At 70.3% G+C, this 25107-nt stretch carries 17 protein-coding genes; 8 read left to right on the top strand and 9 right to left on the bottom strand.

Annotated elements, in window-relative coordinates; genetic code table 11:
• Nucleotides 1-269: 269 nt before the first annotated feature.
• Nucleotides 270-1616, top strand: coding sequence for an MFS family transporter (locus AC57B8_RS01010; RefSeq protein ID WP_070062216.1), 1347 nt, complete (start codon nt 270-272; stop codon nt 1614-1616).
• A gap of 49 nt (nt 1617-1665) precedes the next feature.
• Here AC57B8_RS01010 and AC57B8_RS01005 read toward each other — a convergent pair whose 3' ends face one another.
• Both AC57B8_RS01005 and argH read right to left on the bottom strand, forming a co-directional pair.
• The gene (locus AC57B8_RS01005) at nt 1666-3144 is read right to left on the bottom strand and encodes a rhomboid family intramembrane serine protease (protein WP_496478360.1); all 1479 of its coding nucleotides are present in this window, start codon (nt 3142-3144) and stop codon (nt 1666-1668) included.
• A 33-nt stretch (nt 3145-3177) separates the two neighbouring features.
• Nucleotides 3178-4575, bottom strand: coding sequence for an argininosuccinate lyase (gene argH, locus AC57B8_RS01000; RefSeq protein WP_095746486.1), 1398 nt, complete (start codon nt 4573-4575; stop codon nt 3178-3180).
• A 57-nt stretch (nt 4576-4632) separates the two neighbouring features.
• Between argH and AC57B8_RS00995 the strand changes: the two genes are divergently transcribed.
• The 5 genes from AC57B8_RS00995 to AC57B8_RS00975 all read left to right on the top strand — a co-directional run bounded on the left by AC57B8_RS00995 (nt 4633) and on the right by AC57B8_RS00975 (nt 10323).
• Nucleotides 4633-5706: a sensor histidine kinase gene (locus AC57B8_RS00995; RefSeq protein WP_370869614.1), complete on the top strand. Its 1074-nt coding sequence runs from the start codon at nt 4633-4635 to the stop codon at nt 5704-5706.
• Complete coding sequence (locus tag AC57B8_RS00990; protein WP_496478359.1) at nt 5703-6455, top strand: LytR/AlgR family response regulator transcription factor; 753 nt, start codon at nt 5703-5705, stop codon at nt 6453-6455. Before AC57B8_RS00995 ends, AC57B8_RS00990 begins: the two co-directional genes overlap by 4 nt.
• On the top strand, nt 6452-7729 hold the full coding sequence (locus AC57B8_RS00985) for an AI-2E family transporter (protein WP_062474318.1): 1278 nt from the start codon (nt 6452-6454) through the stop codon (nt 7727-7729). The genes AC57B8_RS00990 and AC57B8_RS00985 overlap by 4 nt, the downstream gene beginning before the upstream one ends.
• 76 nt (nt 7730-7805) lie before the next feature.
• The gene (locus AC57B8_RS00980; protein WP_496478358.1) at nt 7806-8987 is read left to right on the top strand and encodes an acetyltransferase domain-containing protein; all 1182 of its coding nucleotides are present in this window, start codon (nt 7806-7808) and stop codon (nt 8985-8987) included.
• Between the two features lie 40 nt (nt 8988-9027).
• Nucleotides 9028-10323: an OprD family outer membrane porin gene (locus AC57B8_RS00975; protein WP_496478357.1), complete on the top strand. Its 1296-nt coding sequence runs from the start codon at nt 9028-9030 to the stop codon at nt 10321-10323.
• A gap of 13 nt (nt 10324-10336) precedes the next feature.
• Here AC57B8_RS00975 and AC57B8_RS00970 read toward each other — a convergent pair whose 3' ends face one another.
• The gene (locus tag AC57B8_RS00970; RefSeq protein WP_062474310.1) at nt 10337-10795 is read right to left on the bottom strand and encodes a winged helix-turn-helix transcriptional regulator; all 459 of its coding nucleotides are present in this window, start codon (nt 10793-10795) and stop codon (nt 10337-10339) included.
• A gap of 118 nt (nt 10796-10913) precedes the next feature.
• On the opposite strand from AC57B8_RS00970, the gene AC57B8_RS00965 reads away from it, so the two are divergent.
• Nucleotides 10914-11855 carry a nitrilase family protein gene (locus AC57B8_RS00965; RefSeq protein ID WP_496478356.1) on the top strand — a complete coding sequence of 314 codons (942 nt, stop codon included), beginning with the start codon at nt 10914-10916 and terminating at the stop codon, nt 11853-11855.
• Here AC57B8_RS00965 and AC57B8_RS00960 read toward each other — a convergent pair.
• Both AC57B8_RS00960 and AC57B8_RS00955 read right to left on the bottom strand, forming a co-directional pair.
• Nucleotides 11773-13092 carry an MFS transporter gene (locus tag AC57B8_RS00960; protein WP_496478355.1) on the bottom strand — a complete coding sequence of 440 codons (1320 nt, stop codon included), beginning with the start codon at nt 13090-13092 and terminating at the stop codon, nt 11773-11775. The two genes, AC57B8_RS00965 and AC57B8_RS00960, sit on opposite strands and share 83 nt — an antisense overlap.
• Nucleotides 13079-13603, bottom strand: a complete 525-nt coding sequence (locus AC57B8_RS00955; RefSeq protein WP_496478354.1) for a GNAT family N-acetyltransferase — start codon at nt 13601-13603, stop codon at nt 13079-13081. Before AC57B8_RS00955 ends, AC57B8_RS00960 begins: the two co-directional genes overlap by 14 nt.
• A 48-nt stretch (nt 13604-13651) precedes the next feature.
• Between AC57B8_RS00955 and AC57B8_RS00950 the strand changes: the two genes are divergently transcribed.
• Nucleotides 13652-14578 (top strand): LysR family transcriptional regulator, encoded by a 927-nt coding sequence (locus AC57B8_RS00950; protein ID WP_496478353.1) that lies wholly within the window; start codon nt 13652-13654, stop codon nt 14576-14578.
• Nucleotides 14579-14584: 6 nt separating this feature from the next.
• On the opposite strand, the gene AC57B8_RS00945 is transcribed toward AC57B8_RS00950, so the two are convergent.
• From AC57B8_RS00945 to AC57B8_RS00930, 4 genes are all read right to left on the bottom strand, one after another.
• On the bottom strand, nt 14585-15835 hold the full coding sequence (locus AC57B8_RS00945; protein WP_095949588.1) for an MFS transporter: 1251 nt from the start codon (nt 15833-15835) through the stop codon (nt 14585-14587).
• A 211-nt stretch (nt 15836-16046) separates the two neighbouring features.
• Nucleotides 16047-16589: a hypothetical protein gene (locus AC57B8_RS00940; RefSeq protein WP_159273181.1), complete on the bottom strand. Its 543-nt coding sequence runs from the start codon at nt 16587-16589 to the stop codon at nt 16047-16049.
• A gap of 35 nt (nt 16590-16624) precedes the next feature.
• On the bottom strand, nt 16625-24847 hold the full coding sequence (locus tag AC57B8_RS00935) for a glycoside hydrolase family 94 protein (protein WP_496478352.1): 8223 nt from the start codon (nt 24845-24847) through the stop codon (nt 16625-16627).
• Nucleotides 24844-25062: a hypothetical protein gene (locus tag AC57B8_RS00930; protein ID WP_062474298.1), complete on the bottom strand. Its 219-nt coding sequence runs from the start codon at nt 25060-25062 to the stop codon at nt 24844-24846. Before AC57B8_RS00930 ends, AC57B8_RS00935 begins: the two co-directional genes overlap by 4 nt.
• Nucleotides 25063-25107 lie beyond the last annotated feature (45 nt).

Raw genomic sequence — 25107 nt, 5'->3', positions numbered from 1 at the left:
CACGCCGATGGGGTGCCTTGCGCAGCGAAATCAAGGAGGAGGGGCGAAGCCCGGGGGACATTCGCGGAGCAAGGTGCCCCGTCGGCGGGAGCGTCGCCCTGAAAGCGCCCCAACCTCTGGCTAGAACTTAGGGTTTACCCCTGCGTACCGGTACGCAGTCCCGCGGCGGGGGCCCTACGGACGACAGCGCGCCCCTGGCGGACCAGACTCCCCGGCACGGCTTTCCGCGGGCTTCGCGGGGGCTGCAGCCAGAGACAAGGACCCCCCGCATGACCGCCATTGCCAGCAGCAGCACGAGCGCCGGCGCTTCCAGCCCGGACGCGACCCGCGACACCACCCCCTACACCTTCGAGGAAAAGCGCAAGCGCATCTTCGCCATCTTTGCCGCTTCGTCCGGCAACCTGGTGGAGTGGTTCGACTTCTATGTCTACGCCTTCTGCGCGATCTACTTCGCGCCCTCGTTCTTCCCCAAGTCGGACCCGACGGTCCAGCTGCTGAACACCGCCGGCGTGTTCGCCGCCGGCTTCCTGATGCGCCCGATCGGCGGCTGGCTGTTCGGCCGGCTGGCCGACCGCAAGGGCCGCAAGACGTCGATGGTGACCTCGGTCGTCATGATGTGCGTCGGCTCGCTGGTCATTGCCTGCCTGCCCACCTACGCGCAGATCGGCGCCTGGGCGCCCGCGCTGCTGCTGGCCGCGCGCCTGCTGCAGGGCCTGTCGGTCGGCGGCGAATACGGCACCACCGCCACCTACATGAGCGAAGTGGCGATGCGCGGCCAGCGCGGCTTCTTCTCGTCGTTCCAGTACGTCACGCTGATCGGCGGCCAGCTGCTGGCCGTGGTGGCCGTGGTGGTGCTGCAGCAGCTGCTCACCGAGGCCGAACTCAAGGCCTGGGGCTGGCGCATTCCCTTCGTGCTGGGTGCCCTGGCCGCCGTCGTGGCGCTGATGCTGCGCCGCACGCTGACCGAAACCGCCAGCACCAAGACCCGCGCCGCCAAGGGCGCCGGCAGCGTCGCCGAGCTGTTCAAGCACCACAAGCGCGCCTTCCTCGTGGTGCTGGGCTACACGGCCGGCGGCTCGCTGATCTTCTACACCTTCACCACCTACATGCAGAAGTACCTGGTGAACTCGGCCGGCATGTCGATCAAGACCGCCAGCAACGTGATGACGGCCTGCCTCTTCCTGTACATGTGCATGCAGCCGCTGTTCGGCGCGCTGTCGGACCGCATCGGCCGGCGCAGCAACATGCTCTTGTTCGGCGCCCTGGGCGCGCTGATGACGGTGCCCGTGCTGAGCAACCTGCAAAGCGTGAGCAGCCCGCTGATGGCCGGCGTGCTGATCACGCTGGCGCTGGCGGTGGTGAGCTTCTACACCTCGATCAGCGGCATCGTGAAGGCCGAGATGTTCCCGCCCGAAGTGCGCGCGCTGGGCGTGGGCCTGTCGTACGCGGTGGGCAACGCCATCTTCGGCGGCAGCGCCGAGTACGTGGCGCTGGGCCTGAAGTCGATCGGCCACGAGTCGTATTTCTACTGGTACGTGACGGCGATGATGGGCGTGGCCTTCCTGGTCAGCCTGCTGCTGCCGAAGCAGGCCACCTACCTGCACAACGACAAGTAAGCGCAGCGGCGCTTCATCCCCACACGAACCCGGCCGCGTGCCGGGTTTTTTACGTGCGCTGCAAGGCGCGCGTGACCATGTCGTTGGGCGCCAGCCGCAGCAGGTGCGGCAGCAGGCCCAGCGCGCGATCGCGTTCGCCCGCATGCAGCAGGCCGTTGGCGCACACCGAGAGCGTGTCGGCCAGCTCGGGGTGGTCGGGCGCGGTCTTCAGCAGGATGCGGCAGAGCTTGTCGGCATCGCCGAACTGGCGGATGCGCGCGAAGCGGCGCGCCAGCCGGGCCATGTCGTCGGGCTTCAGGCGCACACCGGGCTTGGCCTGGTCGAGGTAGGTCGTGAAGCTGGCGTGCTGCAGCGCCAGCGTGTCGGCGTCGGTGGCGGGCAGGCGGAAGATGCGGCGCGCGGCCTGGTGGAAATCGTCGCTCGCGGGCTGCAGGCGCGCGGTGTGAAACCAGGCGCGCAGCGTGTCGGTGTCGCCGGGGCGCAGGGCGGCCGCGGCGCGCCATTCGGCGCAGGCGGGCTCGAACTTCATGGCCGCCGACAGCTTGCGCGCGGCGGCCACGTGCTGGTCGAAGCGGTGGTCGTCGGTCACCATTTCCGACTTCACGGTCTCGGGCGTCTTCACGCGGCCCAGCCACATGGCGCCGGCCATCAGCGCCGCGCCCGTCAGCAGGCCGCCCAGGTGGGCCATGTAGGCGATGCCCTGGCCGCCGATCCAGTGCTGCACCAGCTCGTTGGCGATCCAGGCCGGCAGCAAGAGCAGGGCGGGGGCCGTGACGTAATTGAAATAGAAGAACAGCTGGTAGAAAAAGCGGATGCGCCGCAGCCGGTACATCACGGCGTACATCCCCATCAGCGCCGAGATCGCACCCGAGGCCCCCAGCCCGTAGCCGCCCTTGCCCGCATAGGCCCAGCCGGCCAGCAGCGCGGAGCCCACGCCGCCCAGCAGGTAGAAGCTCAGGTAGGTGCCGCGCCCCAGCGCCAGCTCGACCGAGAAGCCGAACAGGAAGAGGAACAGCATGTTGCCCAGCAGGTGGCCCGTGCTGCCGTGCAGGAAGGTGGCGGTGAGCCAGGTCCAGGGCTTGAACTCGGCGTCCTTGCCGTAGTCCTGCGACCAGCGCGCGGTGAACGGCGCGGGCAGCATCGCCTCGTACTGGCGGCGATCGCGCTGCCATTCGTCGAAGCGCGGGTTGGCGGGCGTCACGACCTGGTCGGCGCGCAGCTTCTTCAGAAAGGGCGGGTCGTTCTGCAGGCCTTCGAGCAGCTGCGGGTAGGCCTCTTCATGGGCCAGCATGCGGCGCGCCAGCTTGCCGCGTTTCGGGTCGGTTTTTTCGAGCCACTCGACGAAGGGCGGCAGCTCCAGCTCGGGCAGCACGCTCTGCACGTAGAACTGCGCGGCGCGCTCGCGGCCGTTTTCTTCGCTGCGCTGCGGCCCCCAGAACACGATCATGTTCAAGAGGATCAGCAGCACCGTCATCCACGGCGGGTTGCGCCAGCTCGGTTTGTTTTCGAGCGGGATGGCGTAGAACATGAAGCGCGGCCCTCGGTGGCGTGGCCGCGGGCTTCAGCCCAGGCGCGCGCGGTGGCGGGCGACCTGTGCTTTCACCTGCACGGGTGCGGTGCCGCCCAGCACGTTGCGGGCGTTGAGCGAGCCGCGCAGGCTCAGCACGTCGTACACGTCCTTCTCGATGTTCGGGTTGAACTGCTGCAGCACGGCCAGCGGCAGTTCCGACAGGTCGACCTGGTGCGAGGTGGCGGCCTTCACGGCGTGGGCCACGGTTTCGTGCGCGTCGCGGAAGGGCAGGCCCTTCTTCACAAGGTAGTCGGCCAGGTCGGTGGCGGTGGCGTAGCCGCGCAGCGCGGCGGCCTCCATGGCCTGCGGCTTCACGGTGATGCCGCCGATCATCTCGGCAAAGATGCGCAGGGTGTCCTTGAGCGTGTCGACGGTGTCGAACAGCGGCTCCTTGTCTTCCTGGTTGTCCTTGTTGTAGGCCAGCGGCTGGCCCTTCATGAGCGTGATGAGCGCCATCAGGTGGCCGACCACGCGGCCGGTCTTGCCGCGCGCCAGCTCGGGCACGTCGGGGTTCTTCTTCTGCGGCATGATCGACGAGCCGGTGGTGAAGCGGTCGGCGATGTTGATGAAGCCGAAGTTCTGGCTCATCCAGATGATGAGTTCTTCGCTCAGGCGGCTCACGTGCACCATGCACAGGCTGGCGGCGGCGGTGAACTCGATCGCGAAGTCGCGGTCGCTCACGGCGTCCAGGCTGTTCTGGCAGACGCTGTCCATCTTCAGGGTGCGCGCCACGAGTTCGCGGTCCAGCGGGTAGCTGGTGCCGGCCAGGGCGGCGGCGCCCAGCGGCAGGCGGTTGACGCGCTTGCGCACCTCGCCCATGCGCTCGGCGTCGCGGCTGAACATTTCCACGTAGGCCAGCATGTGGTGGCCGAAGCTCACGGGCTGGGCCACCTGCAGGTGGGTGAAGCCGGGCAGGATCACCTCGACGTTCTTCTCGGCGATGTCGACCAGCGCCTTCTGCAGCTCGACCAGCAGGTCGCCGATGAGGTCGATCTCGCCGCGCAGCCACAGGCGCACGTCGGTGGCGACCTGGTCGTTGCGGCTGCGGCCGGTGTGCAGGCGCTTGCCGGCGTCGCCCACGAGCTGGGTCAGGCGGGCCTCGATGTTCAGGTGCACGTCCTCGAGGTCGAGCTTCCATTCGAAGCTGCCGGCCTCGATCTCGCCGCGGATCTGCGCCATGCCGCGCTCGATGGCGGCGTGGTCCTGCACGCTGATGATGCCCTGGGCCGCGAGCATGCCGGCGTGCGCCAGCGAGCCCTCGATGTCGGCTTGCCACAGGCGCTTGTCGAAGAAGACGCTGGAGGTGTAGCGCTTCACCAGGTCGCTCATCGGTTCGGAGAACAGGGCCGACCAGGCTTCGGATTTCTTGTCGAGTTGGTTTTGGGTCATGGGAGCCGTCCAGGAAGGCAATAATGGGTTGGTCACCCGATGGATCTGATGTCTGCGATGCGCAACCCGGCGATTTTATCGGCCAGCTCCCCCTCCACGTCCGCTTCGTCGCCGGAACGCGTGCGCGCGCCCGTGCGCGGCGGCCCGGCGCTGTTCGACGCCTGCCAGATCGGCGTGGTGCTGCGCACCGTGGTGTTCGTCGAAGCGGTGGTGGCGGTGGCCACGCTGTTCGTGGTCGGCTCCTTCGGCGAATGGCTGGTGCAGGCGGCCACGGTCACCGGCGGCGCGCTGCCCGCCACGCTGCTGTGGCTGGTGGCGGCCTGCGGGCTCAAGAAACAATTGCGGCGCCTGCCGCCCCCGGGCCAGTACGCCGCCGGCGCCGTGCTGGGCGCGGTGGCCTCTCTCTACGGCTGCGGCCTGCTGCGCCTGACCGGCGTGATCGCCAGCGCCCCCTGGCTGGCCAGCGCGCTGGCCGGCGCGCTGTTCGCGGGGCTGGTGATGGCGGCGATGGTGCTGCGCGCGCGCGGCCAGACGCCGGCCGCCACTACGGCCCGGCTCGAAGAGCTGCAGTCGCGCATCCGCCCGCACTTTCTGTTCAACACGCTCAACAGCGCCATCGCGCTGGTGCGCGAAGAGCCGGCCAAGGCCGAGACCATGCTCGAAGACCTGGCCGAGCTGTTCCGCCAGGCGCTCACCGTGCCCGGCGAATCGGGCACGCTGGCCGACGAGATCGCGCTGGCCGAGCGCTACCTGGCCATCGAGCAGGTGCGTTTCGGCGAGCGCCTGCGCATCCGCTGGGACCTCGATGCCGCCGCCAGCGACGCACGCCTGCCGCCGCTCCTGCTGCAGCCGCTGGTCGAGAACGCCATCAAGCACGGCGTGGAGCCCAGCCCCGAGGGCGGCAAGCTGCGCATCCGCACCGAGCGGCGCGGTGGCATGGTCGTGATCGAGGTGGTCAACAGCCTGCCGCCGCTGCGCTGGGCCGACGAGCCGCTGCCGCGCGGCCACGGCATCGCCCTGGACAACGTGCGCGAGCGGCTGCGCCTGCTGCACGACATGCAGATGCAGTTCAGCGCCGGCATGGACCAGAAGAACTACCGCGTACGCATTGCCATCCCCGCCGAATCATGAGCCTCAAGACCCTGATCGTTGACGACGAAGCCCTGGCCCGCTCGCGCCTGCGCACGCTGCTGCGCGACTGCAGCTCGCCCGCCGCCGAGGTGACGGCCGAGGCCGCGCAGGGCGAAGAGGCGCTGGCCCACCTGGCCGCGATGGACCTCGACCTGGTGCTGCTCGACGTGCACATGCCCGGCATCGACGGCATCGAGGTGGCGCGCGCGCTGCGCAGCCGGCCCGACGCGCCGGCCGTGGTGTTCGTGACGGCGCACGCCAGCCACGCGGTCACGGCCTTCGAGCTGGAGGCGGTCGACTACCTCACCAAGCCCGTGCGCGCCGAGCGGCTGCAGCAGGCGCTGCAGAAGGTCGAACGCTTCCTGAAGGAGCGCCGCGCTGCCCAGCCGGCCCCCGAGGCCACGCCCGAGTGCGTGCTGATCCAGGACCGGGGCCGCGCCGAGCGCGTGCCGCTGTCCGAGGTGCTGTACCTCAAGTCCGAATACAAGTACCTCACGGTGCGCACCGCCACGCGCAGCCACATCCTCGACGGCTCGCTCAACGATTTCGAGGAGCGCTACCCGAACCGCTTCCTGCGCGTGCACCGCAACGCGCTGGTGGCGCGCTCGGCGATCCGCGCACTCGAGCGCTACGACGACGGCGAAGACGCCGATGGCTGGGCGCTGCGGCTCGACTCGGTGCCCGAGCCCGTGGCGGTGTCGCGCCGCCAGCTGGCCGCGGTGCGCGAGATGCTGAAGGAATCGCGATGACCGACGACACCCCGGCCGGCCCGAAGCCGGCGCCTGAACGGCCGGTGGCTGCGGATGAGCCGCCGCCTGCGCCCGCACCGGTGCCGGCGCCGCCGGTCGACCCCGTCGAGCCCGCAGCGCCGGTCGAGCCGAGCGCGACCGCCGAAGAGGCGACCTCCGCCCTGCGCAGGCGCTTCGTGCTGCACATGCCGGTCGACGTGCGCAGCGCCTCGCTGGTGGTGCTGGCCGTGCTCGCCAGCGTCTTCGCGTTGCGCTGGGGCCAGGCCGTGTTCGTGCCGCTGATGCTGAGCCTGCTGCTGAACTACGCGCTGTCGCCGCTGGTCGAGCGCCTGCACCGCTGGTACGTGCCGCGCTGGATCGGCGCGGCGGCGATCCTGCTGGGCCTGTTCGGCGGGCTCGGGTGGACGGGCTATTCGCTCTCGGGCAGCGCCTCGCAGCTGCTCGACTCGCTGCCGGTCGCCGCGCAAAAACTCGGCCAGGCCATGCGCCGCGACAAGAACGCCAGCGCCACGCCGCTGGACAGCGTGCAGCAGGCCGCCGCGCAGCTCGAGAAAGCGGCCGAGGAAAACTCCGCGCGCGTCGCTTCGCGCAAGGGCGTGGCGCGCGTCGTGATCGAGCGGCCGGGCTTCAACGTGCGCGACTACCTGCTCAGCGGCACGGTCGGCCTGCTCAACGCCTTGGGGCAGCTCACGCTGGTGGCCTTCCTCACCTACTTCGCGCTGTGTTCGGGCGACACCTTCCGGCGCAAGCTCATCAAGATCACCGGGCCCAGCCTGCAGAAGAAGAAGGTCACGGTGCACGTGCTGGACGACATCACGCGCAACATCGAGCGCTACCTGCTGGTGCAGATCCTGGTGAGTGGGCTGGTGGGGCTGACCACCGGCCTGGCCTTCTGGCTGCTCGGCGTGGAGAACGCGGCCGTGTGGGGAATCATCGCGGCCGTCACCAACCTGATTCCGTACATCGGCTCGGTGATCGTGCTGGTGGCGGCGGGGCTCATGGCCTTCCTGCAGTTCAGCAGCATCGAGATGGCGCTGCTGGTGGGCGGCGTGTCGCTGGCCATCCACACGGTGGTGGGCAACCTGCTGATGCCCTGGCTCACCAGCCGAACCAGCCGCATGAACCCGGTGGCGGTGTTCGTGGGCGTGATCTTCTGGGGCTGGCTGTGGGGCATCTGGGGCCTGCTGCTGGGCATCCCGATCACCATGGTCATCAAGTCGATCTGCGACCGGGTGGAAGACTTGCAGCCGATCGGCGAACTGCTCGGCGAATGAACCGGCCCTTCAGATCCTTCAGGGGGGTGCATCGTCCGATGCTGTAAATTATTGCGAATCAATTCGCAATAATTAAATGCCCGACGTTCCATCCGCTTCCTTGCCACCCGGGGCCGGCGCCCCGGCCCGGCTGCTCTCCATTGACGCGCTGCGCGGCCTCGTGATCCTGTTCATGCTGCTGGACCACGTGCGCGAGACCTTCTACCTGCACCACCAGGTGCCCGACCCGATGCTCGTGGCGCAGACGCCGCCGGCGCTGTTCTTCGGCCGCCTGCTGGCGCACCTGTGCGCGCCGGTGTTCGTGTTCCTGACCGGTCTGTCGGCCTTTCTCTACGGCGCGAAGCAGGCGGACGGCCGCGCGGCGGCGTCCTCGTTCCTGTGGAAACGGGGCCTGTTCCTCGTGCTGCTGGAGGTCACGGTCGTCAACTTTGCCTGGACCTTCCAGTTCCCGCCGGCCACCGTGTTCCTGCAGGTGATCTGGGTGATCGGGCTGTCGATGCTGGCGTTGTCGGCGCTGGTGTGGCTGCCGCGCCGGGCGCTGGTCGTGTTGGGCGTGGTGCTGGTGGCGGGACACAACCTGCTCGACGACGTGCACTTTCCCGTCGGCCATGTGCTGCATGTGCCTTGGGCGGTGTTGCACGACCGGGGCTGGATCGAGCTGTCCGACGCCTTGAGGCTGCGCACGTCGTACCCGCTGCTGCCGTGGATCGGCGTGATCGCGCTGGGCTACGTCGCCGGGCCGTGGTTCCTGCCCGGCGCCGATGCGCCGCAGCGCCAGCGGCGGCTGCTCGCGTGGGCCGTGGGCCTGCTCGTTGGCTTCGTGGGGCTGCGTGCGCTCGACGTCTATGGCGACAAGCCCTGGGCAGCAGGCGACAGCGCGCTGACGACCGCGATGGCCTTCCTCAACGTCACCAAGTACCCGCCGTCCTTGCTGTTCATCGCGCTGACGCTCGGCGTGGGGCTGTGGCTGCTGCGCCTGTTCGAGCGCCGGCAGGGCGCGCCCTGGCTCGCACCGCTGGCCGTGTTCGGCGCGGCGCCCATGTTCTTCTATGTGCTGCACCTGTACGTGCTCAAGTTCCTCTACCTGGGGGCCGAGGCGGTCTGGGGCCCCAACCAGGGCCGGCTCTTCGGGTTCGACAGTGTCTGGATGGTGTGGCTCACCACCGGCGTGCTGGCCTTCGCGCTGTACCCCGCCGTGCGCGCCTTTGCCGCTCTGAAGGCGCGGCGCCGCGACATCGCGTGGCTCAAGTACCTGTGAGCGGCTGGCGATGAGGCGGTTCTGCGGCGCGGCTCTCGCCATGCTGGGCACGTCCGCCCTCGCGGCCGAAGGCGGCGGCTTCGTCGAGGACACGCGCTGGCACGTGCTCCAGCGCAGCGTGTACGAGCACCGGAGCTACCTGCACGGCGACCGCAGCAACGGCGGGCGCAACGCCACGCTGCCGAAGGCGCGGCGCAGCGACTACGCGCAAGAGTGGGGCTACGGCGTCATGGGCATCCTCGCGTCCGGCTTCACGCCGGGCTGGATCGGCTTCGGCGTGGACGCGCATGCCTCGCTCGCGCGCAGCCTCGAAGGCGACGATCTGCGCGTCGGCAAGATCCGCATGCTGCCGGTGGACGGCGCGGGCTACGCGCAGGACGGCATCGCGCGCGGCGGCGTGGCGCTGAAGGCGCGCATCTCCGCCACCGTGCTGACGGTGGGTGAGCAACGCGTCAAGACGCCGGTCTTCAGCGCGTCCGATTCCCGCCTGCTGCCCGAGACCATGCGCGGCTGGCTGCTGACGAGCCGCGAGTTCGACACGCTCACGCTGCAGGCCGGCCGCTTCACCGGGTCGACCGACCGCCATGCGCGCGGCACGAGCCACCCGTTGATCGTCAATTACCTCGACCCGAAGTCACCGCGCGGCGACGTGTTCGACTTTGCCGGCGGCACCTGGAAGGGCAGCGCTTCGCTGTCGCTCACGGCCTATGTCGCACGCCTGAAGGACACCTGGCGCACGGGCTACCTGGGCGCCCACTACACGGTGCCGCTCCCGGAGAAGCGTGCGCTGTCCTTCGACCTGCAGGTGTACCGCAGCAAGGACACGGGCCGCGCGCTGGCCGGCCCGGTGGACAACACCACCGCGAGCCTCATGACCAGCTACGCCCACGGCCCTCACCGCGTGGGCCTGGGCTGGCAGAAGGTCGCGGGCGACACGCCGTTCGACTACGTGACGCGCGGCGCCGTCTGGCTCGGCAATGCGGCGCAGCTGTCCGACTTCAATGCGCCGCACGAGCGGTCGTGGCAGCTGCGGTACGAAGTGGATGCCGCGCGTTGGGGAGCGCCCGGGTTGAGCCTGGGCGCGGCCTACATCCGCGGCAGTGGCATCGACGGCAGCCGGGTGCCGCCGCGCGGAGGCTACGCATGGCTGGGCTACGGGCAGGGCGGCCGGCACTGGGAGCGCGACCTCTGGCTGCGCTACACGGTCCAGCAAGGCAGCGCCAAGGGCCTGGCCCTTCTGCTGCGCTACGGCGAGCACCGCAACAACAAGGCGCAGGCCGAACTCAACACGCGCCAGATCCGCGTCGCGCTGGAGTACCCGATCGGCAACGACTGAGCGGGCGGCGCTGTCAGGGGGCCGTGACGGGCAGCTTCTTCACGAAGGTCACGGCGGGGTCGAGCGGTTGGCCGTCGCGCGTGCGCAGGTCGATCGGCGCTACCGGCTCACCGTTCTCGCGCTCCAGCAGCACCGAATGCGGCTCGCCGGGCGCGAACAGGTTCGCCTCGCCCCAGTGCCGCAGGCCGACCACCACGGGAAACAGGCCGCGGCCCTTGGCCGTCAGCGCGTACTCCTGGTAGAGCGAGCCGTCCGAGGCGGGCACGAGGTCGAACACGCCTTCCTGCACCAGCCACTTCAGCCGGTCGGCCAGGATGTTCTTGGCCACGCCCAGGCTCTGCTGGAACTCGCCGAAGCGCCGCATGCCGTCGAAGGCGTCGCGCACGATCAGCAGCGACCACTGGTCGCCGACGATCTCGAGCGCGCGCGCCATCGGGCAGGCGTCGAACCTCAGACTTTTTCTCCTGGCCATCGTGTGTTTCCTGTGCGTCCCTGGGATGGCGGGATTAGACCGTAGCGTTGGATTGGTTGCAAATTAAAACTGATGAAGCTAGCATTCGCATGGTTTTAATTTGAAACCTGAAGTGGCCATGACCCTCCCAACCCCCGTTTCCCACGACATCCCTTCCGGCGGCGACGCCGTGCCCGGCCTGCGCGCCAGCCCCGTGCGCGTGGCCGTCGTGCAGTTCGACCCGCAGGTCGGCGTCGAGAACCTCGCGCGCAACGCCGCCGCGGTGCACGCACAACTCGAAGCGGCGGTGGCCGGCGGCGCGCAGCTCACCGTGCTGCCCGAACTGGCGACCACCGGCTACTGCTTCAGCGGCCGCGCCGAGGCCTTCGCCCACGCCGAGCCCGTGCCGCACGGCCCCACGGTGCAGGGCTGGGTCGCGTTCGCGGCGCAGCACGGCGTGTACCTCGTCGGCTGCCTGGCCGAGCAGGACGGCATGCAGCTGTTCGACACCGCCGTGCTCGTCGGCCCCGAGGGCTACATCGGCCGCTACCGCAAGACGCACCTGTGGAACAACGAGAAGCTGTGGTTCACGCCCGGCAACGAGGGCTACCCGGTGTTCGAGACGAAGATCGGCCGCATCGGCCTGCTCGTGTGCTGGGACATCTGGTTTCCCGAGGCGCCGCGCATCGTGGCGCAGCAGGGCGCCGACATCATCTGCGTGCCCACGGGCTGGGTCTGGACGCCGCCGCCGCTGTACGACGCCAGCGGCGTGTGCATGGCGGCTTACCTGACGATGACGGCCGCGCACGCCAACAACGTCTTCATCGCCACCGCCGACCGCGTGGGCCAGGAGCGCGGCACGGGCTTCATGGGCAACTCGCTGATCGCGGGCACGAACGGCTGGCCGATGGGGCGCATCGCCGGGCCCGAGGAAGAAACCATCCTTTATGCCGATGTCGACCTGGGCGCCGCGCGTTCGGCTCCGATCTGGACGCCGCTCAACGACCTGCACCGCGACCGGCGAACCGATCTGTACGACGCGATGCTGGGCTATCGCGGGGCGGCACCGCTGCCGCGCTGAGGCGCGCGAAGCGAACGATCATCCACGGCCCGAGCAGCGCCCCGAGCCCGACCGAGCTCCACGCCGCGACCCACGCGTACGTGCTGCCGAAGCCGAACCGCGCCTGCCCCCAGTCGAGCGCGAGCCCGAACACCCAGGGGCTGAGCGCGCCCGCGCCGAAGCCCATCACCGAGCGCACCGAGAACGCCACGCCGAGCCGGTGCGGCGCCACCACGTCGGCCAGCGCGGTCGAGTAGACCGACGAATCGGCGATGGCGAGCAGGTTGTACAGCGCCGCCATCGCGGCCAGCGCCCACAGCGGCCAGGTCCACATCCAGCCGAAGCTGAACGACAGGCTCAGGCTCGCGAGGGTGGCGATCATCATCACGCGCGCGCGGCCCAGCCGGTCGGAGGCCGCCCCGCCCACCACGCTGCCGAACACGCTCACGAGGTGCGCGAAAGCCGCCAGCGCGATGCCCGCGGCCGGCCAAGCGGTCGCGCCGCCGCGCGACGAGGCCATGAGGTAGGCGGGCAGCCAGGCCCACAGCGCCATGAGCTCCCAGCAGTGGAAGGCGTAGGCCCAGTTGCCGGCCATCGCGGGCCGGTCGCGCACGGTCGCGTTCAGCGCCTGCAGCACGCCTTCGCGCGGCGCACCGGCGACCGGTGGCACGGGCGGTGCCATGCGCCGCAGCGCGAGCTGGGCCAGCAGCACGCCCATCACCGTGCAGCCCGCCGCCACCAGCAGCCCGGTGCGCCAGTGCGCGACCACGCTGAAGCCCGCCACCACCGCGAGCGACAGCGCATAGCCCATCGACGCCGCGCCGAGGAAGAGACCCATCGCGCGCCCGCGCACCGCGGGGCCGGCGTTGAGCGACAGCAGCTGCAGCCCCGGCGTGTACGAGGCGCCCGCACACAGGCCCGCCAGGCCGTACAGCAGCAGCGCCGAGCGGTGGTCGTGTGCGAAGAGGGCGAAGGCCAGCGAGGCGGCCGCGCCGATCGCGCCGCCGATCGCGAAGATGCGGTGCGGGCCGAAGCGGTCGGCCAGCAGGCCCACGGCGAACAGCGAACTCATGTAGCCCACATGCCAGGCGCTCTGGATGGAACCGGCTTGCGCGGCCGTCATCTGCCAGTCGTCGCGCATGAACGGCAGCACGCCCGAGTAGGCCGTGACGATCATCCCCTGCAGCAGGCGGCTCGCGCACAGCAGCGCGAGCCATCCGCGCTGCGGCGCCGCCGGGGTGGGGTCAGCGCAGTGCACGCTGCATCAGCACCGTGTCGACCCACTGGCCGAACTTGAAGCCGACGTGGCGCAGCACGCCGACCGTCTCGAAGCCCAGGCGCGCGTGCAGCCGCTGCGAGCCCGCGTTGCCGCTGTGGCCGATGCACGCGACCATCTGCGTGAAGCCCGCCTCGGTGCAGCGGTGGATCACCGCCCGCAGCAGCGCCGTGCCGATGCCGTGGCCGTGCATGTCGGGCGCGACGTAGATCGAGTCTTCCACCGTGTGCCGGTAGGCCGAGCGCGCGCGGTAGGGGCCGGCGTAGGCGTAGCCGGCCACCTCGCCATCCTTCAGCGCCACGAGGTAGGGCAGGCCGCGTTCCTGCACGTCGATGCGGCGCGCCTGCATCTGCGCGACGGGGGGCACTTCTTCTTCGAACGAGCACAGGTCGTGCTGCACGTAGTGGCTGTAGATGGCCTGCACGCGGGCCATGTGGTGGGGCTCGGCATCGGCGATGTCGAGCGTGGCGAGAGCGAGGGTGGGAGAGGACATGGGGCGATCTTGACGAGCCAGGATCGATAAGTGAAGCTTGGTCAACCTATGCAAAGCATAAGGAATACTTTGGAAAAGAACCTCAACCTCGACCAGCTCGCCAGCTTCGCCCTGGTGATCGACACCGGCAGCTTCTCCGCCGCGGCCGACCGGCTCGGCCTGTCGCAGCCCGCCGTGAGCCTGCAGGTGCGCCAGCTTGAACGCCGGCTCGCCGTGCGGCTCATCGAGCGTGTCGGCAAACGCGCGCGGGCCACGCCGGCCGGCGTGGAGCTGCTGCGCCATGTGCCGCAGATCGAGGCGGCGGTCGAGAACGCGATCGACGCGCTGGCCGACCACGCGCGCGGCGTCACGGGCCGCGTGCGGCTGGGCACGGGCGCCACGGCCTGCCTGTACTTCCTGCCCTCTGTGCTGCGCCAGCTGCGCGAGGCCTTCCCGGCGCTGAGCGTGGTGGTGAGCACCGGCAACACCGACGAGCACGTGCGCAAGGTGGAAGACAACAGCATCGACCTCGCACTGGTCACGCTGCCCGCCGCGGGGCGCTCGCTGAGCGTGATCCCGGTGTGCGACGACGAGTTCGTCGCCATCGGCCGCGCCGACCTCGCGCCGCTCAAGGCCCGCGTGAAACCGGCCGACCTGGCGCCGCTGCCGCTGGTGCTGTTCGAGCCCGCGGCCAACACGCGCAAGCTGGTCGATCGCTGGTTTGCCGCCGAGGGCCTGCAGCCGCAGCCCGTGATGGAGCTGGGCAGCGTTGAGGCGATGAAGGAGATGGTGGCCGCGGGGCTGGGCTACGGCCTGGTGCCCGGCATGTCGATGGCGGGGCGCGGTGCCCACCCGGCGCTGAAGGCCAGTCGCCTGGCCCCGCGCATGCACCGCACGCTGGCGGTGGTGATCCGTCGCGACAAGCCGCTCAACAAGGCGCTGCGCACGGTGCTCGAGGCGATCGTGGCGGCCGGAAAGAAGCCCGGCCGCCGTTGAAGGTACTTACTCCGGAATCGCCGCCAGCGGCGCCGCGCCGCCGCGTGCGCGGCCCAGCGTGCCGACGATGAGCGCGGCGATCAGCACCAGCACGCCGCTGAGCACCATCGTGGGCGAGATGCCGCGGCTGTCGACCATCAGGCCGCCGATCAGCGCGCCCGAGGCGATCGCCACCTGGAAGCCCGTCACCAACAGGGCCTGGCCGGCTTCCTGCGCGTCGGGCACGGCTTCCATCATCCAGCCGGTGAGTGCCACCGGGATCAGGCCGAAGGCCACGCCCCAGATCACCACCACCACCGCGCCGGCCACCATGCCGGTGCCGATCAGCGTCGACAGCAGCAGTGCCGTGGCCAGCATCAGCGCCGCCAGCAGGGTGGTGCCGCGCACGCTGCGCGCCACCAGGCTGCCGCCGAGGAAGGTGCCGATGAAGCCGACCGCGCCATAGACCAGCAGCAGCGTCGAGACCGCGTTGGCCTGCAGGCCGAACACCTGCTGCAGCAGCGGCTTCAGGTAGGTGTAGGCCGCGAAGTGACCGGCAATGAAGAACAGCACCGCGAGCAGGCCGACCTGCGCCATGCGGCGCGTGAGCGGCGTGAGCAGGTCGCGCGCACCGATGGCGCGTTGCGGCGGAATCGCGGGCAGCAGCCACAGCTGCACCAGCAGCACGGCCGCGGCGAGCGCGCCGGTCACGGCGAACGAGGCGCGCCAGCCGAACATCGTGCCCAGCCACGAGCCCGCGGGCACGCCGAGCACCGTGGCGGCCGACACGCCGGCCAGCACCAACGACATGGCGCGCGCCTTCGAGGCGTCGGGCACCAGCTGCGTGGCAGCGGCGGGCGCGAAGGTCCAGAAGCCGCCTACGGCCAGGCCGAGCATCAGGCGCGCAACCAGCATGGTCGTGAAGTTGGGCGCGAACGCGGCCAGCAGGTTCGAGGCGATCAGGAGCAGCGTGAGCGCGATCAGCACCGTGCGCCGGTCGAGCCGGCCCGACGCGACGATCAGCGCCGGCCCGGCGAAGGCGGCGAGCACGCCGGGCATGGTGATCATCAGGCCGGCCGTGCCGTCGGACACGTTCAGGCCGCGCGCGATGTCGGTGAGCAGGCCGATGGGCATGAACTCGGTCGACACCATCGCGAAGGTGCCGACGGCGATGGAGCCGACCGCGAGCCACGCGGAGCGGGTGGGGGCGGCCACGGCGTCGCGCGCGGGCGCGGCCAGGTCGTCGATGCAGGGGGTGCTGCCGGAAGAATTCATCATGGAGATGCAGTCCTTGAACGCATCGGCGATGAAGACGCCAATGCCGGTGAGGGGGCATTGGAGTGTGCGAGCCGGCCGCCTTGCGACCAAGGGGCGGTGGAGCAGTAGACAGTTTCCCTGCGGCGAACAATCGACCCCTTTGCTGTCTGCAGCCGCCCGGGGATGCGGCAATGGCGCCTTTCGCCATCACCGTCTTCTTGAGTTGCCGAGATTAAGTGTGGGCAGGGCGCAACTGCAGCGCCTGTCCGTCGGCCACGAACGATTCGTCGACCAGCACGCGGAAGGCCGTGCCCTGCACGAACTTCGGCTGCGCGACGGCCGGCGAGAGAAATTCGATGTCGAGCGCGACCGGCGTGCCGCGCGCGAGCGAGGTGCCCTGCGGCACGCGCCAGCGCGCCGAGAAGCCTTCGGTGTCGAGCACCAGCGCGCCGCGGTATTCGCCGGGGCCCAGCGGCACGTCCTGCGCCGGCACCGAGGGGCGGCGGAAGGTGAGTTCCACGGCCAGGTGCGGCGTGAACTCGGGCAGCGCGTCGAAGCCCGCGGGCGGCGCCTGCTTCGGCGTGCGGCGCGGTAGCTTGCCGATGAGCCACCCGATCACGTTGCCGATGATCGGCACCCACAGCACCATCAGCAGCGTGGCGATGTCGCGCGTGGTGGTGCCGGGCGCCGCGTAGTGCCGCACGATGCCGCCGCCCACGGCCACGCACAGGAGGATCAGGACGATGACGCGTCGGCGGAACTGGATTTTGGTCATGAATACGCGGGGTGAAAGCGGGTCCGGACCATAACCTACGCCGTCATCTGCCCTTTGCCTGCCGCTTGAGCGACCCGCAGCACCGCATCCGCCGGCAGCGCCTGCCAGTCGATCCATTCGCCCACCGCCACATGGTGCGTGGGCGCGGCGGCGCCTTCGACGGTGCCCCACTGCAGCGTGAGCCGGTGCTGGCCGAGCCGCAGCGCGAGCTCGAAGCCCGGCCAGTGCGCGGGCACATGCGGCGTCATCGACAACTGCCTGCCCTTCACGTTCAGGCCCAACAAGGTCTCGACGGCCGCGCGATGCAGCCATGCGGCCGAGCCGGTGTACCAGCTCCAGCCGCCCCGGCCCACATAGGGCGCAGCGCCGTAGACGTCGCCCGCCATCACATAGGGCTCCAGCTCGTAGACCGGGCCGCGCGCGGGGTGCTGCGAACGGTGGGCCGGGCTCAGGCCCTCGAAGCTCTGCCAGGCGGCTTCATGGTCACCCTGCAGCGCCTGCGCCATCAGCGCCCACACGGCGCCGTGCGAGTACTGGCCGCCGTTCTCGCGCACGCCCGGCGGATAGGCCTGGATGTAGCCCGGGTTGGGGGTCGACTGGGCAAACGGCGGTGCCAGCAGCCGCAGCAGGCCGGCCGGTTCGTCGTGCAGGTGCTTGCCGATGGCGGCCATGGCCGGGCCGGTGTGGGTCGCGTCCGAGGCGCCCGAGAGCACCGACCAGGCCTGTGCGATCAGGTCGATGCGGCACTCGCTGTTGATCGACGAACCCAGCGGCGCACCGTTGTCGAAGAAGGCGCGCCGGAACCAGGCGCCGTCCCAGCCGGCGTCGTGCAGCGCGGCGATCCAGCCCGTGCGCGCTTCGGTCCAGCGCGCGGCGCGTTCGTGTTCGCCGCGCGCCTGCGCGATGGGCGCGAAGCGCTCGACCACGCTGCACAGGAACCACGCGAGCCACACCGATTCGCCACGGCCTTCGTGGCCGACGCGGTTCATGCCGTCGTTCCAGTCGCCGGTGCCCATCAGCGGCAGGCCGTGCACGCCGGTCTTCAGGCTGCGGTCGATAGCGCGCGCGCCATGGTCGAACACGGTGGCCATGCGGCCGCTGTTCTGCGGCGCGTAGTAGGCGTCTTCGGCGCCCTCGGGAATGCCGGGGCCTTCGATGAAGCCGACCATTTCGTCGAGCAGCGAGGCATCGCCCGTCACCTCGACGTAGTGCGCCGACGCGTACGGCAGCCACAGCAGGTCGTCCGAGAAATGCGTGCGCACGCCGGCGCCGCCGGGCATGTGCCACCAGTGCTGCACGTCGCCTTCGGGGAACTGGCGCGCCGCGTTCACCAGGATCTGCGCGCGCAGGCGCGGCGGGTCGGTGAGCGCGAAGGCCATCGCGTCCTGCAGCTGGTCGCGAAAACCGAAGGCGCCGCCGGCCTGGTAGAAGCCGGCTTTCGACCAGAGCCGGCAGGCCAGCGTCTGGTACACGAGCCAGCGGTTGACCAGCGCATCGAACAGCGGGTCGGGCGTGCGCACCTGCAGGCGACCCAGCAGGTCGTCCCAGAAGCCGCGCACCTGCGCCAGCGCCTCGGGCACGTCGCGCTGCCGCCAGCGGCGCGCAAGCTCGAGCGCCGCGTCGGCGTTGCCCGCGTGGCCCAGCACGAAGCTGAAGCTTGCGGTTTCCCCCGCCGCCACGACGAACTCGCCGCCAATCGCCGCGCAGGCATCGAGCCCGCTGCCGGCGCGGCGCGCCAGCGTGTCGGGCACTTCGACGACGCCGCGGCCGGCAAAGAATTCGCTGCGGTCGCAGGTCCATTGCGTGGCCCCGGTGGTCGCGCCCTGCAGGCCGGCGAGCAGCAGGAAAGCCGCGCTGCCGCCGAAGCCCGCGCTCGATTCGCGCTGCTGGCCGAACACGGCCGGCTGGTCTTCGGGCTTCCAGCAATGCACGGTGCGCCGTTCGCCGCGCGCGGCGCCCAGTTGCCACTCGACCATCGCGAGCGCGCGCAGGCGGCGCTGGCCGGCGCCTTCGTTGCGCACGCGCACGTGCACCAGCTTGACGGCCTCGTCGCGGTCCGCGAAGAAGGTGGTGTCGAGTGCGAGGTCGCCCTGGCGGCATTCGAAGACGGTGTAGCCCTGGCCGTGCCGCACGCGGTGGCGGGTGGCGCCATCGCTGCCACCGGCGGGCGTGAGCGGCAGCATCTCGCGCGTCGCCACGTCCTGCAGCAGGTAGTGCTCGAAGGCCGGGTCCTGCACCGGGTCGTTCGACCACGGCGTGACCTGGTGCATGCGGCTGTTGCCGGCCCAGGTGTAGCCGGTGCCCCATTCGGACACCTGGAAGCCGAAGGTGGCGTTGGCGATCACGTTGATCCACGGGCGCGGCGTGCGGCGGTCGGGACCGACCTCGAAGCGGAACTCGCCGCTCTCGGCGTCGAAGTCGCCGGTGGCTGCGGTGACATTCGACGAGGTGGCCTGCCGCGTCAGCAGCGGCGTGCGGTGCTGCACCGGCGCGCTGCTGTCGTCCGCAATCGTCGGGCTGCGTGCCTCATGCAACGCCGCCACCTGCACTTCGAGCGCGCGGCCGTCGGCCGTGAACACCACGCGCGCCAGGCTGGAGAGCGCGGCCTTTTCCGAAGGCACCACGTCCTGGTCGCGCAGCAGGTAGAAGCCGGCGGTGTCGTTGCGCGGAAAGCTGTTCTGCGTCTGCTGTGCGACGCGCGTGCGCAGCATCTCGATCTCGCGCTGCAGCGGCATGAGGTACGAATTCGGTTCGCTGTTGAGCACCACCAGGTCGCAGGCCACGCCGCCGAAGCCCCACCACGGCTGCGCGCGCAGCAGCGTGTTGATCAGGCCCATGCCGTTCATCGAGTGGATGTAGACGAGCACGATGGGCTTGTCGCCCGAGATGCCGAAGCGCCAGATCTGGCGCAGGTCGATCAGCCCGCGGTCGCTCATCACGCGCGGCGTGGTGTAGGTGAGGATGGTCGTCAGGTCCTGCAGCGCCAGGTTCTGCGCGGGCGCGATGCTCAGGTCGCGCAGCCGCACCTGCGCCAGCGTGGCGGCCATGCGGGTGGCGCGCTCCACGTGCATGGGCTGCAGGTAGCGGTCGATGCAGGGCATCAGCGCCTCGATGCTCTCGTCGGCGGCGGTGGCGAAGCTCAGGCGCGCGGTGGTGCCCGGCGCGATCGACAGGCGCACGCGCAGGCAGGCGATGGGGTCCAGGCCGTTCACCTGCTTGCCCTGGGCCGTGAGCGGTTGCGCATCGAGCGCGGGGTCGGCCAGCGTGCGGTTGCGGCCGATGAAGGCGCGCCGGTCGGTCATGCAGTCGATCGACAGCACGTTGGCGTCGACCGAGGCCACGAAGTGCACCGCGGCCACCACCGCATCGCCATGCAGGCGCGGCTTGCGCGACAGCAGCAGCGCGCGCCATGCCGGTTCCCAGCGCGATTCGACGAACAGGTTGGCAAAGGCCGGATGCGCCTCGTCGGCCTTGGGGTTCGACAGCACCGGCTCGAAGTACGAGATGAGTTCGAGCGTGCGCGTTTCGTCGCCCGAGTTGTGCAGCGTGATGTGGCGCAGCTCGGTGTCGTCCTCGGGGCTGATGAGCACCGTGGTGCGCACCTGCAGCCCGGGGCCGGTCGCATCGAACTGCACCTGGTCGGCCAGGAAGCGGGTGCGGTAGTGCCAGTCGGCGCCGGGCGCGGGCAGGGCGGTGAGCGAGGTGAGCTCGGCTTGCCCTCCGTCTTTTTCGATATCGCGCACATAGAAGAAAGTGCCGTAGCTGTCGCGCAGCGGATCGTCGCGCCAGCGCGTCACGTTGAACGCGCGCCAGCGGCTCACGCCCGCGCCGTTGGCCCGCAGCGCCACCGTGTAGCGGCCGTTCGACAGCAGGTGCGTGGGCTGGAAGCCCGGCCCCGTCGGATCGACCACGCGCGGCTGGAACAGCGGCGCCAGTTCGGCCTGGCTGGGCTCGGGCGGCGTGCGCGGGTCGGCGCTGCCGATGATCTGGCGCGGCGTGCGTTCGTGCAGCAGCGACTCGTGCGCCTGCACCAGCGCGGCGCTGCCGAACCAGCGGCGCGGCGCGTCGTCGCGCAGCACGTTGCACAGCGCCACCAGCGACATGCCCTGGTGGTGCGCCATGAAGTTGCGCACCACGGTGAAGTCCTGGCCCTCGGCCTGGCGCGAGGTGGTGAAGTCGATCGCGTCGTGAAAACCGAACTCGCCGCGCGCGCCGAGCGATTCGAGCAGTTCGAGGTTGCGCACCGCCGCTTCGGGCGCGAACGGCGCGGCCATGAGGCTGGCGTAGGGCGCCACCACGCGGTCGGTCGGCGGCGTGCGCCGCAGCGCCAGGCGCGGTACGCCGAAGGGCGAGTACTGGTACGCCAGCGAATGGTCTTGCGCGAAGTAGGCCGACTCGGACACGCCCCACGGCATGTTCTGCGCACGGCCGAAGGCCTGCTGCTCGGCGATGGCCGCGGCGTTGGCCACCTGCAGCAGGCCGTCGGTGGGCTCCGTCATCACGAGCGCCGGCATCAGGTACTCGAACATCGAGCCCGACCACGACTTCAGGCTGGGCTGGAAGCCCACCAGCAGGAACGGCCGGCCCAGCGCCATCCAGTGGCGGCGGGGCACGTCGCCCTTCGCAATCGCCAGGAAGCTCAACAGGCGCGACTCGGAGGCCAGCAGGTCGTAGTAGCTCGCGTCGAGCACGTTCTCTTCGACGCGCAGGCCGATGTGGAACAGGTGGCGCTTGGCGTCGTAGAGGCCGCTGAAGTCCATGCCGTCGTGCAGCGCGTCGCAGCGTCGGGCCAGTGCTTCCAGTGCGGGTGCTTCGTGGGGCTGGCAGCTTGCGTCCGCCGCGAAGGCGCGGCAGGCCTGCGCCACGGCCACGAGGTGGCCCGCGAAGTTGCCGCTGTCCACGCTGGACACATAGTCCGGCGGCAGCGGCTTGAGCGTCTGCGTGTCGTACCAGTTGAACAGGTGGCCGTTGTGCTTGTGCATGCGGTCGACGGTGTCGAGCGTGGCCGTGAGGCGCGCCAGCAGGGCTTGTGTGTCGATCCAGCCGAACTCGCGTGCGCAGCAGGTGGCCAGCAGGTACATGCCGATGTTGGTCGGCGAGGTGCGGTGCGCGAGGGTCGGCTGCGGCTCGAGTTGCAGGTTGTCGGGCGGCAGGTGGTGGTCGTCCGGGCCGACCACGTGCTCGAAGAAGCGCCAGGTGTCGTGCGCCAGCGTCTCGAGGTAGCTGCGCTGCGCGGGCGCGAGCGGGTCTTCGGCGTGTGCGTCGACACGGCTGCCCCACCAGGCCGCGATGGGCGCCAGTGACCACAGCACGAAGAGCAGGGGGCCGAGCACCGGCCAGGCGCTCCAGTTGGCGAGCACGGCCAGCACCAGGCACACCGCGCTGCTGAGGGCCGCGCTGCGCACGAAGGGCTTCAGGCGCTGGCTCGATTGCGCCTGCGCCTGGTCGGCCGTCGTCCACTGCAGCAGGTGCCTGCGGCTCACGACCAGCCGCCAGGTGGCGAGGAAGGCCGCGTCGAGCAGCAGGCGCGTCTGCGCCGCCAGCTGCACGAACTGCCAGGCCGCGCCGGCCAGGGCGCGCAGCAGCTCGACCGCGCCCACGTCGAAGAAGTGGCGCAGCTCGATGGCGCGGCGTGTCGGCACCAGACCGGCCAGCGCGCCCAGCAGCGGGCCCAGCGTGAGCGCCGCGCCGACGGCAGCCAGCGCCCAGCCCAGCGGCATGGCCTGCGTGAAGATCACCAGCACCAGCAGCGCGAAAGACGCCGGCACCACCAGCGACCGGCGCAGGTTGTCGCTCATCTTCCACAGGCCCAGCGCGTCGATGCCGAAGCGGCGCGCGCGCCACATCAGCGGCAGCAGCTGCCAGTCGCCGCGCACCCAGCGGTGCACGCGCGAAGCGGCCACGCCGGCATGGTGCGGATGGTCTTCGACCAGCACCACGTCGCTCACCATCGCGCAGCGGGCGACGCTGCCTTCGAGCAGGTCGTGGCTCAGCACGGCGCTGTCGGGCAGGCGGTCGTTCAGCGTGGCGTGCACCGCGCGCACGTTGAGCAAGCCCTTGCCGGTGAAGGAGCCGCTGCCGAACACGTCCTGGTAGATGTCGGAGGCGCCGCTGCCGTACGGGTCGAGGCCGCACTGCCCGGCGAACACCCAGTGGAAGAAGGAGCGCTCGCTGCGCATCGGGAACGGCGTGACGATGCGCGGCTGCAGGATGCCGAAGCCCGCGACCACGCGCCGGCTCGGCATGTCGATCTCGGGCGCGTTCAGCGGATGCGCGGCAATCGACACGAGGTCGCGCAGCGCGCCGGGCGGCAGGCCCGTGTCGCTGTCGAGCGTCAGCACATAGGGCGTGCGGCCGGGCGCGAGCTGCTGGCCCGGTGCGAGCGGAAGAAATCCGCTGGCGTCGCCGCTGGCCAGCAGGCGCATCAGCATTTCGAGCTTGCCGCGCTTGCGTTCCCAGCCCATCCAGCGCTGCTCGGTCTCGCTCCAGCTGCGCGGGCGGTGCAGCAGCAGGAAGCGCGGCGCGGTGCCATCCGCTGGCGGGTACTTGGCGTTGAGCGCGGCGATGCGTTGCTGGGCGTCATCGAGCAAGGGCGCGTCGTCGGGCATCGCCGCTTGCGAAGCGTCGGCCCAGTCGGTCAGCAGTGCGAACTGCGCGTGGGGCTCGCGGTTGGCGAGCCAATGCAGTTCGAGCCGGTGCGCGAGCCTGGCGTTGTTCGCGGTCGAGCCCAGCATCGTGGGCATGACGACGAGCGCGCGGTGCCGCTCGGGAATGCCGTTCGCGAAATCGAGGCGTGGCAGGGCCTGCACGCGCACCGACTCCGCCATGATGCGTTGCGCCAGTGCAATCAGCGCTTCGGACAGCGGCCACGCGAGCAGCAGCAACGCCGCGACGGTGGTCCAGTCGCCGCGATGCGGCAGGCTGTGCAGCACGGCGGCCAGCAGCAGCGCAGTGCCGAGGGCGACGGACCCCACGTAGACAGGCAGGCGCCAGCCGCGATGGCTGCGCGCGGGGCGTGTGTGCGCGGTGCGTGTGGCCTGGCCCGGCGCTGCGTTCGCCTGCAGCGATGCGATCAGCGCGGGCCGGCCCTGGCCGAAGAGGTAATAGCCCGCAGTGCCGTCGGCACGGTCGGTCTCGGCACCGGCTTCGTCGGCCGGCGCGCCCGATGCCAGCGTGACCACGGCCTGCGCCACTTCGCGCTCGGGCCGTTCGGTGCTGCGCGCCACCTGCTCCATTGCATGCGTGATCTGCTGGCGCGTGAGTTCGCTCTCGTTCGCAAAGCTCGGCAGTTCGCGCAGCACGCGCAGCGAGCGGCTCACCGGTTCGATGAGGTCGCTCCATTCGACCTGGCCGATCATGCGCAAGGTCGTGATGATGTTGCCGACCGTGAGGTTGGCCGCGGCCTGCGCGTTCTGCGCGTCGCCGATCAGCGCCGGGCCGTTGGGGCAGCGCTGTTCGGTCCAGCGCACCAGCGCGGGCATGTCGTCGCCGTGCTCGACGGGCAGGCGCTGCCACAGCTGCGTGAGGTAGCTGTCCTGCAGGCCGTGGCTCTGCAGTGCGCGGTAGAGCACGTCGAGGTCTTGCACCGAGAGATGCGGCGCCGCGTCCCAGGCCGCATGCGCGATCTCGCGCGCGACCTTGTTCTCGGCAATGCGCTCGGCCACGCGGCGCAGGTTTTCGAGCAGCACCACGCGCAGGGTGGTGGGCAGCGCCCACAGCTCGCCGAGCATGAGCTCGTCGATGTCCTGATACGCGTTGAGGAAGGCGGTGAACAACGTCTTGTTGAGCACGCTGTCGGTGTGCGCCACATAGGCCCACGCAATGCCGTACACGCGCGGCAGCCCCGCCAGCGGCGGCGTGACGAGCTTGGGCAGGCGTGCGTAGTAACTGCGCGGCACGCCGTCATGGATCTGCTGGAGCTGCGCCTCGACGAGGTGGAAGTTGTCGAGCAGCCATTCGGCTGCCGGCGACACATAGCGCCCGCTCAGCGAGATCAGCGCGATGTAGTCGAAGGCGGCGCGCAGCGACTCGAGGTTCTCGTCGACCCGCGGAAAGAAGGGCGCGCCTTCGCGCGCGCGGTGGTGTTCGTCTTCCACCACCTGGGCACGGGCCAGGCTGTGGCCGTGCTGTTCGAAACGTTGGGCGCCGAAGAGTTCGGCGCGAATCGGGAGGGCTACCGGGTCGTGCGGACCGAGCAGAAGGGTCCGGGCGTAGTGACTGAGCCCTTGGAGGCGGTCGACGACGGCAGCGGCGCTCAAGTGACCGCGAACAGGCCGATGCCCAACACCACGGCCACGCAGGCCATCGTGACAATGCGACCCGCAGCGAGCGCGCGCACACGTTGCATGTGGCTTCGCAGCGAGAACCATCGCCCGTGGGCACGTGCACAGTGGTGCATGTGGGAAGCCAGGGCTTCGAAATCGCTGCCGACGAAATCGATCTGAGAATGGGAAAGGGACTGCGGGACGGACATTGCAACGGGCTCCTGTGAAACGACTTCGAGCTGCCGCGCGATTGC

This window comes from Variovorax sp. BGA-UO-ETr-C22, assembly GCF_059567965.1.
The sequence above is the reverse complement of the archived record's forward strand: the minus strand, read 5'-3'. Positions and strand labels throughout refer to the sequence as shown.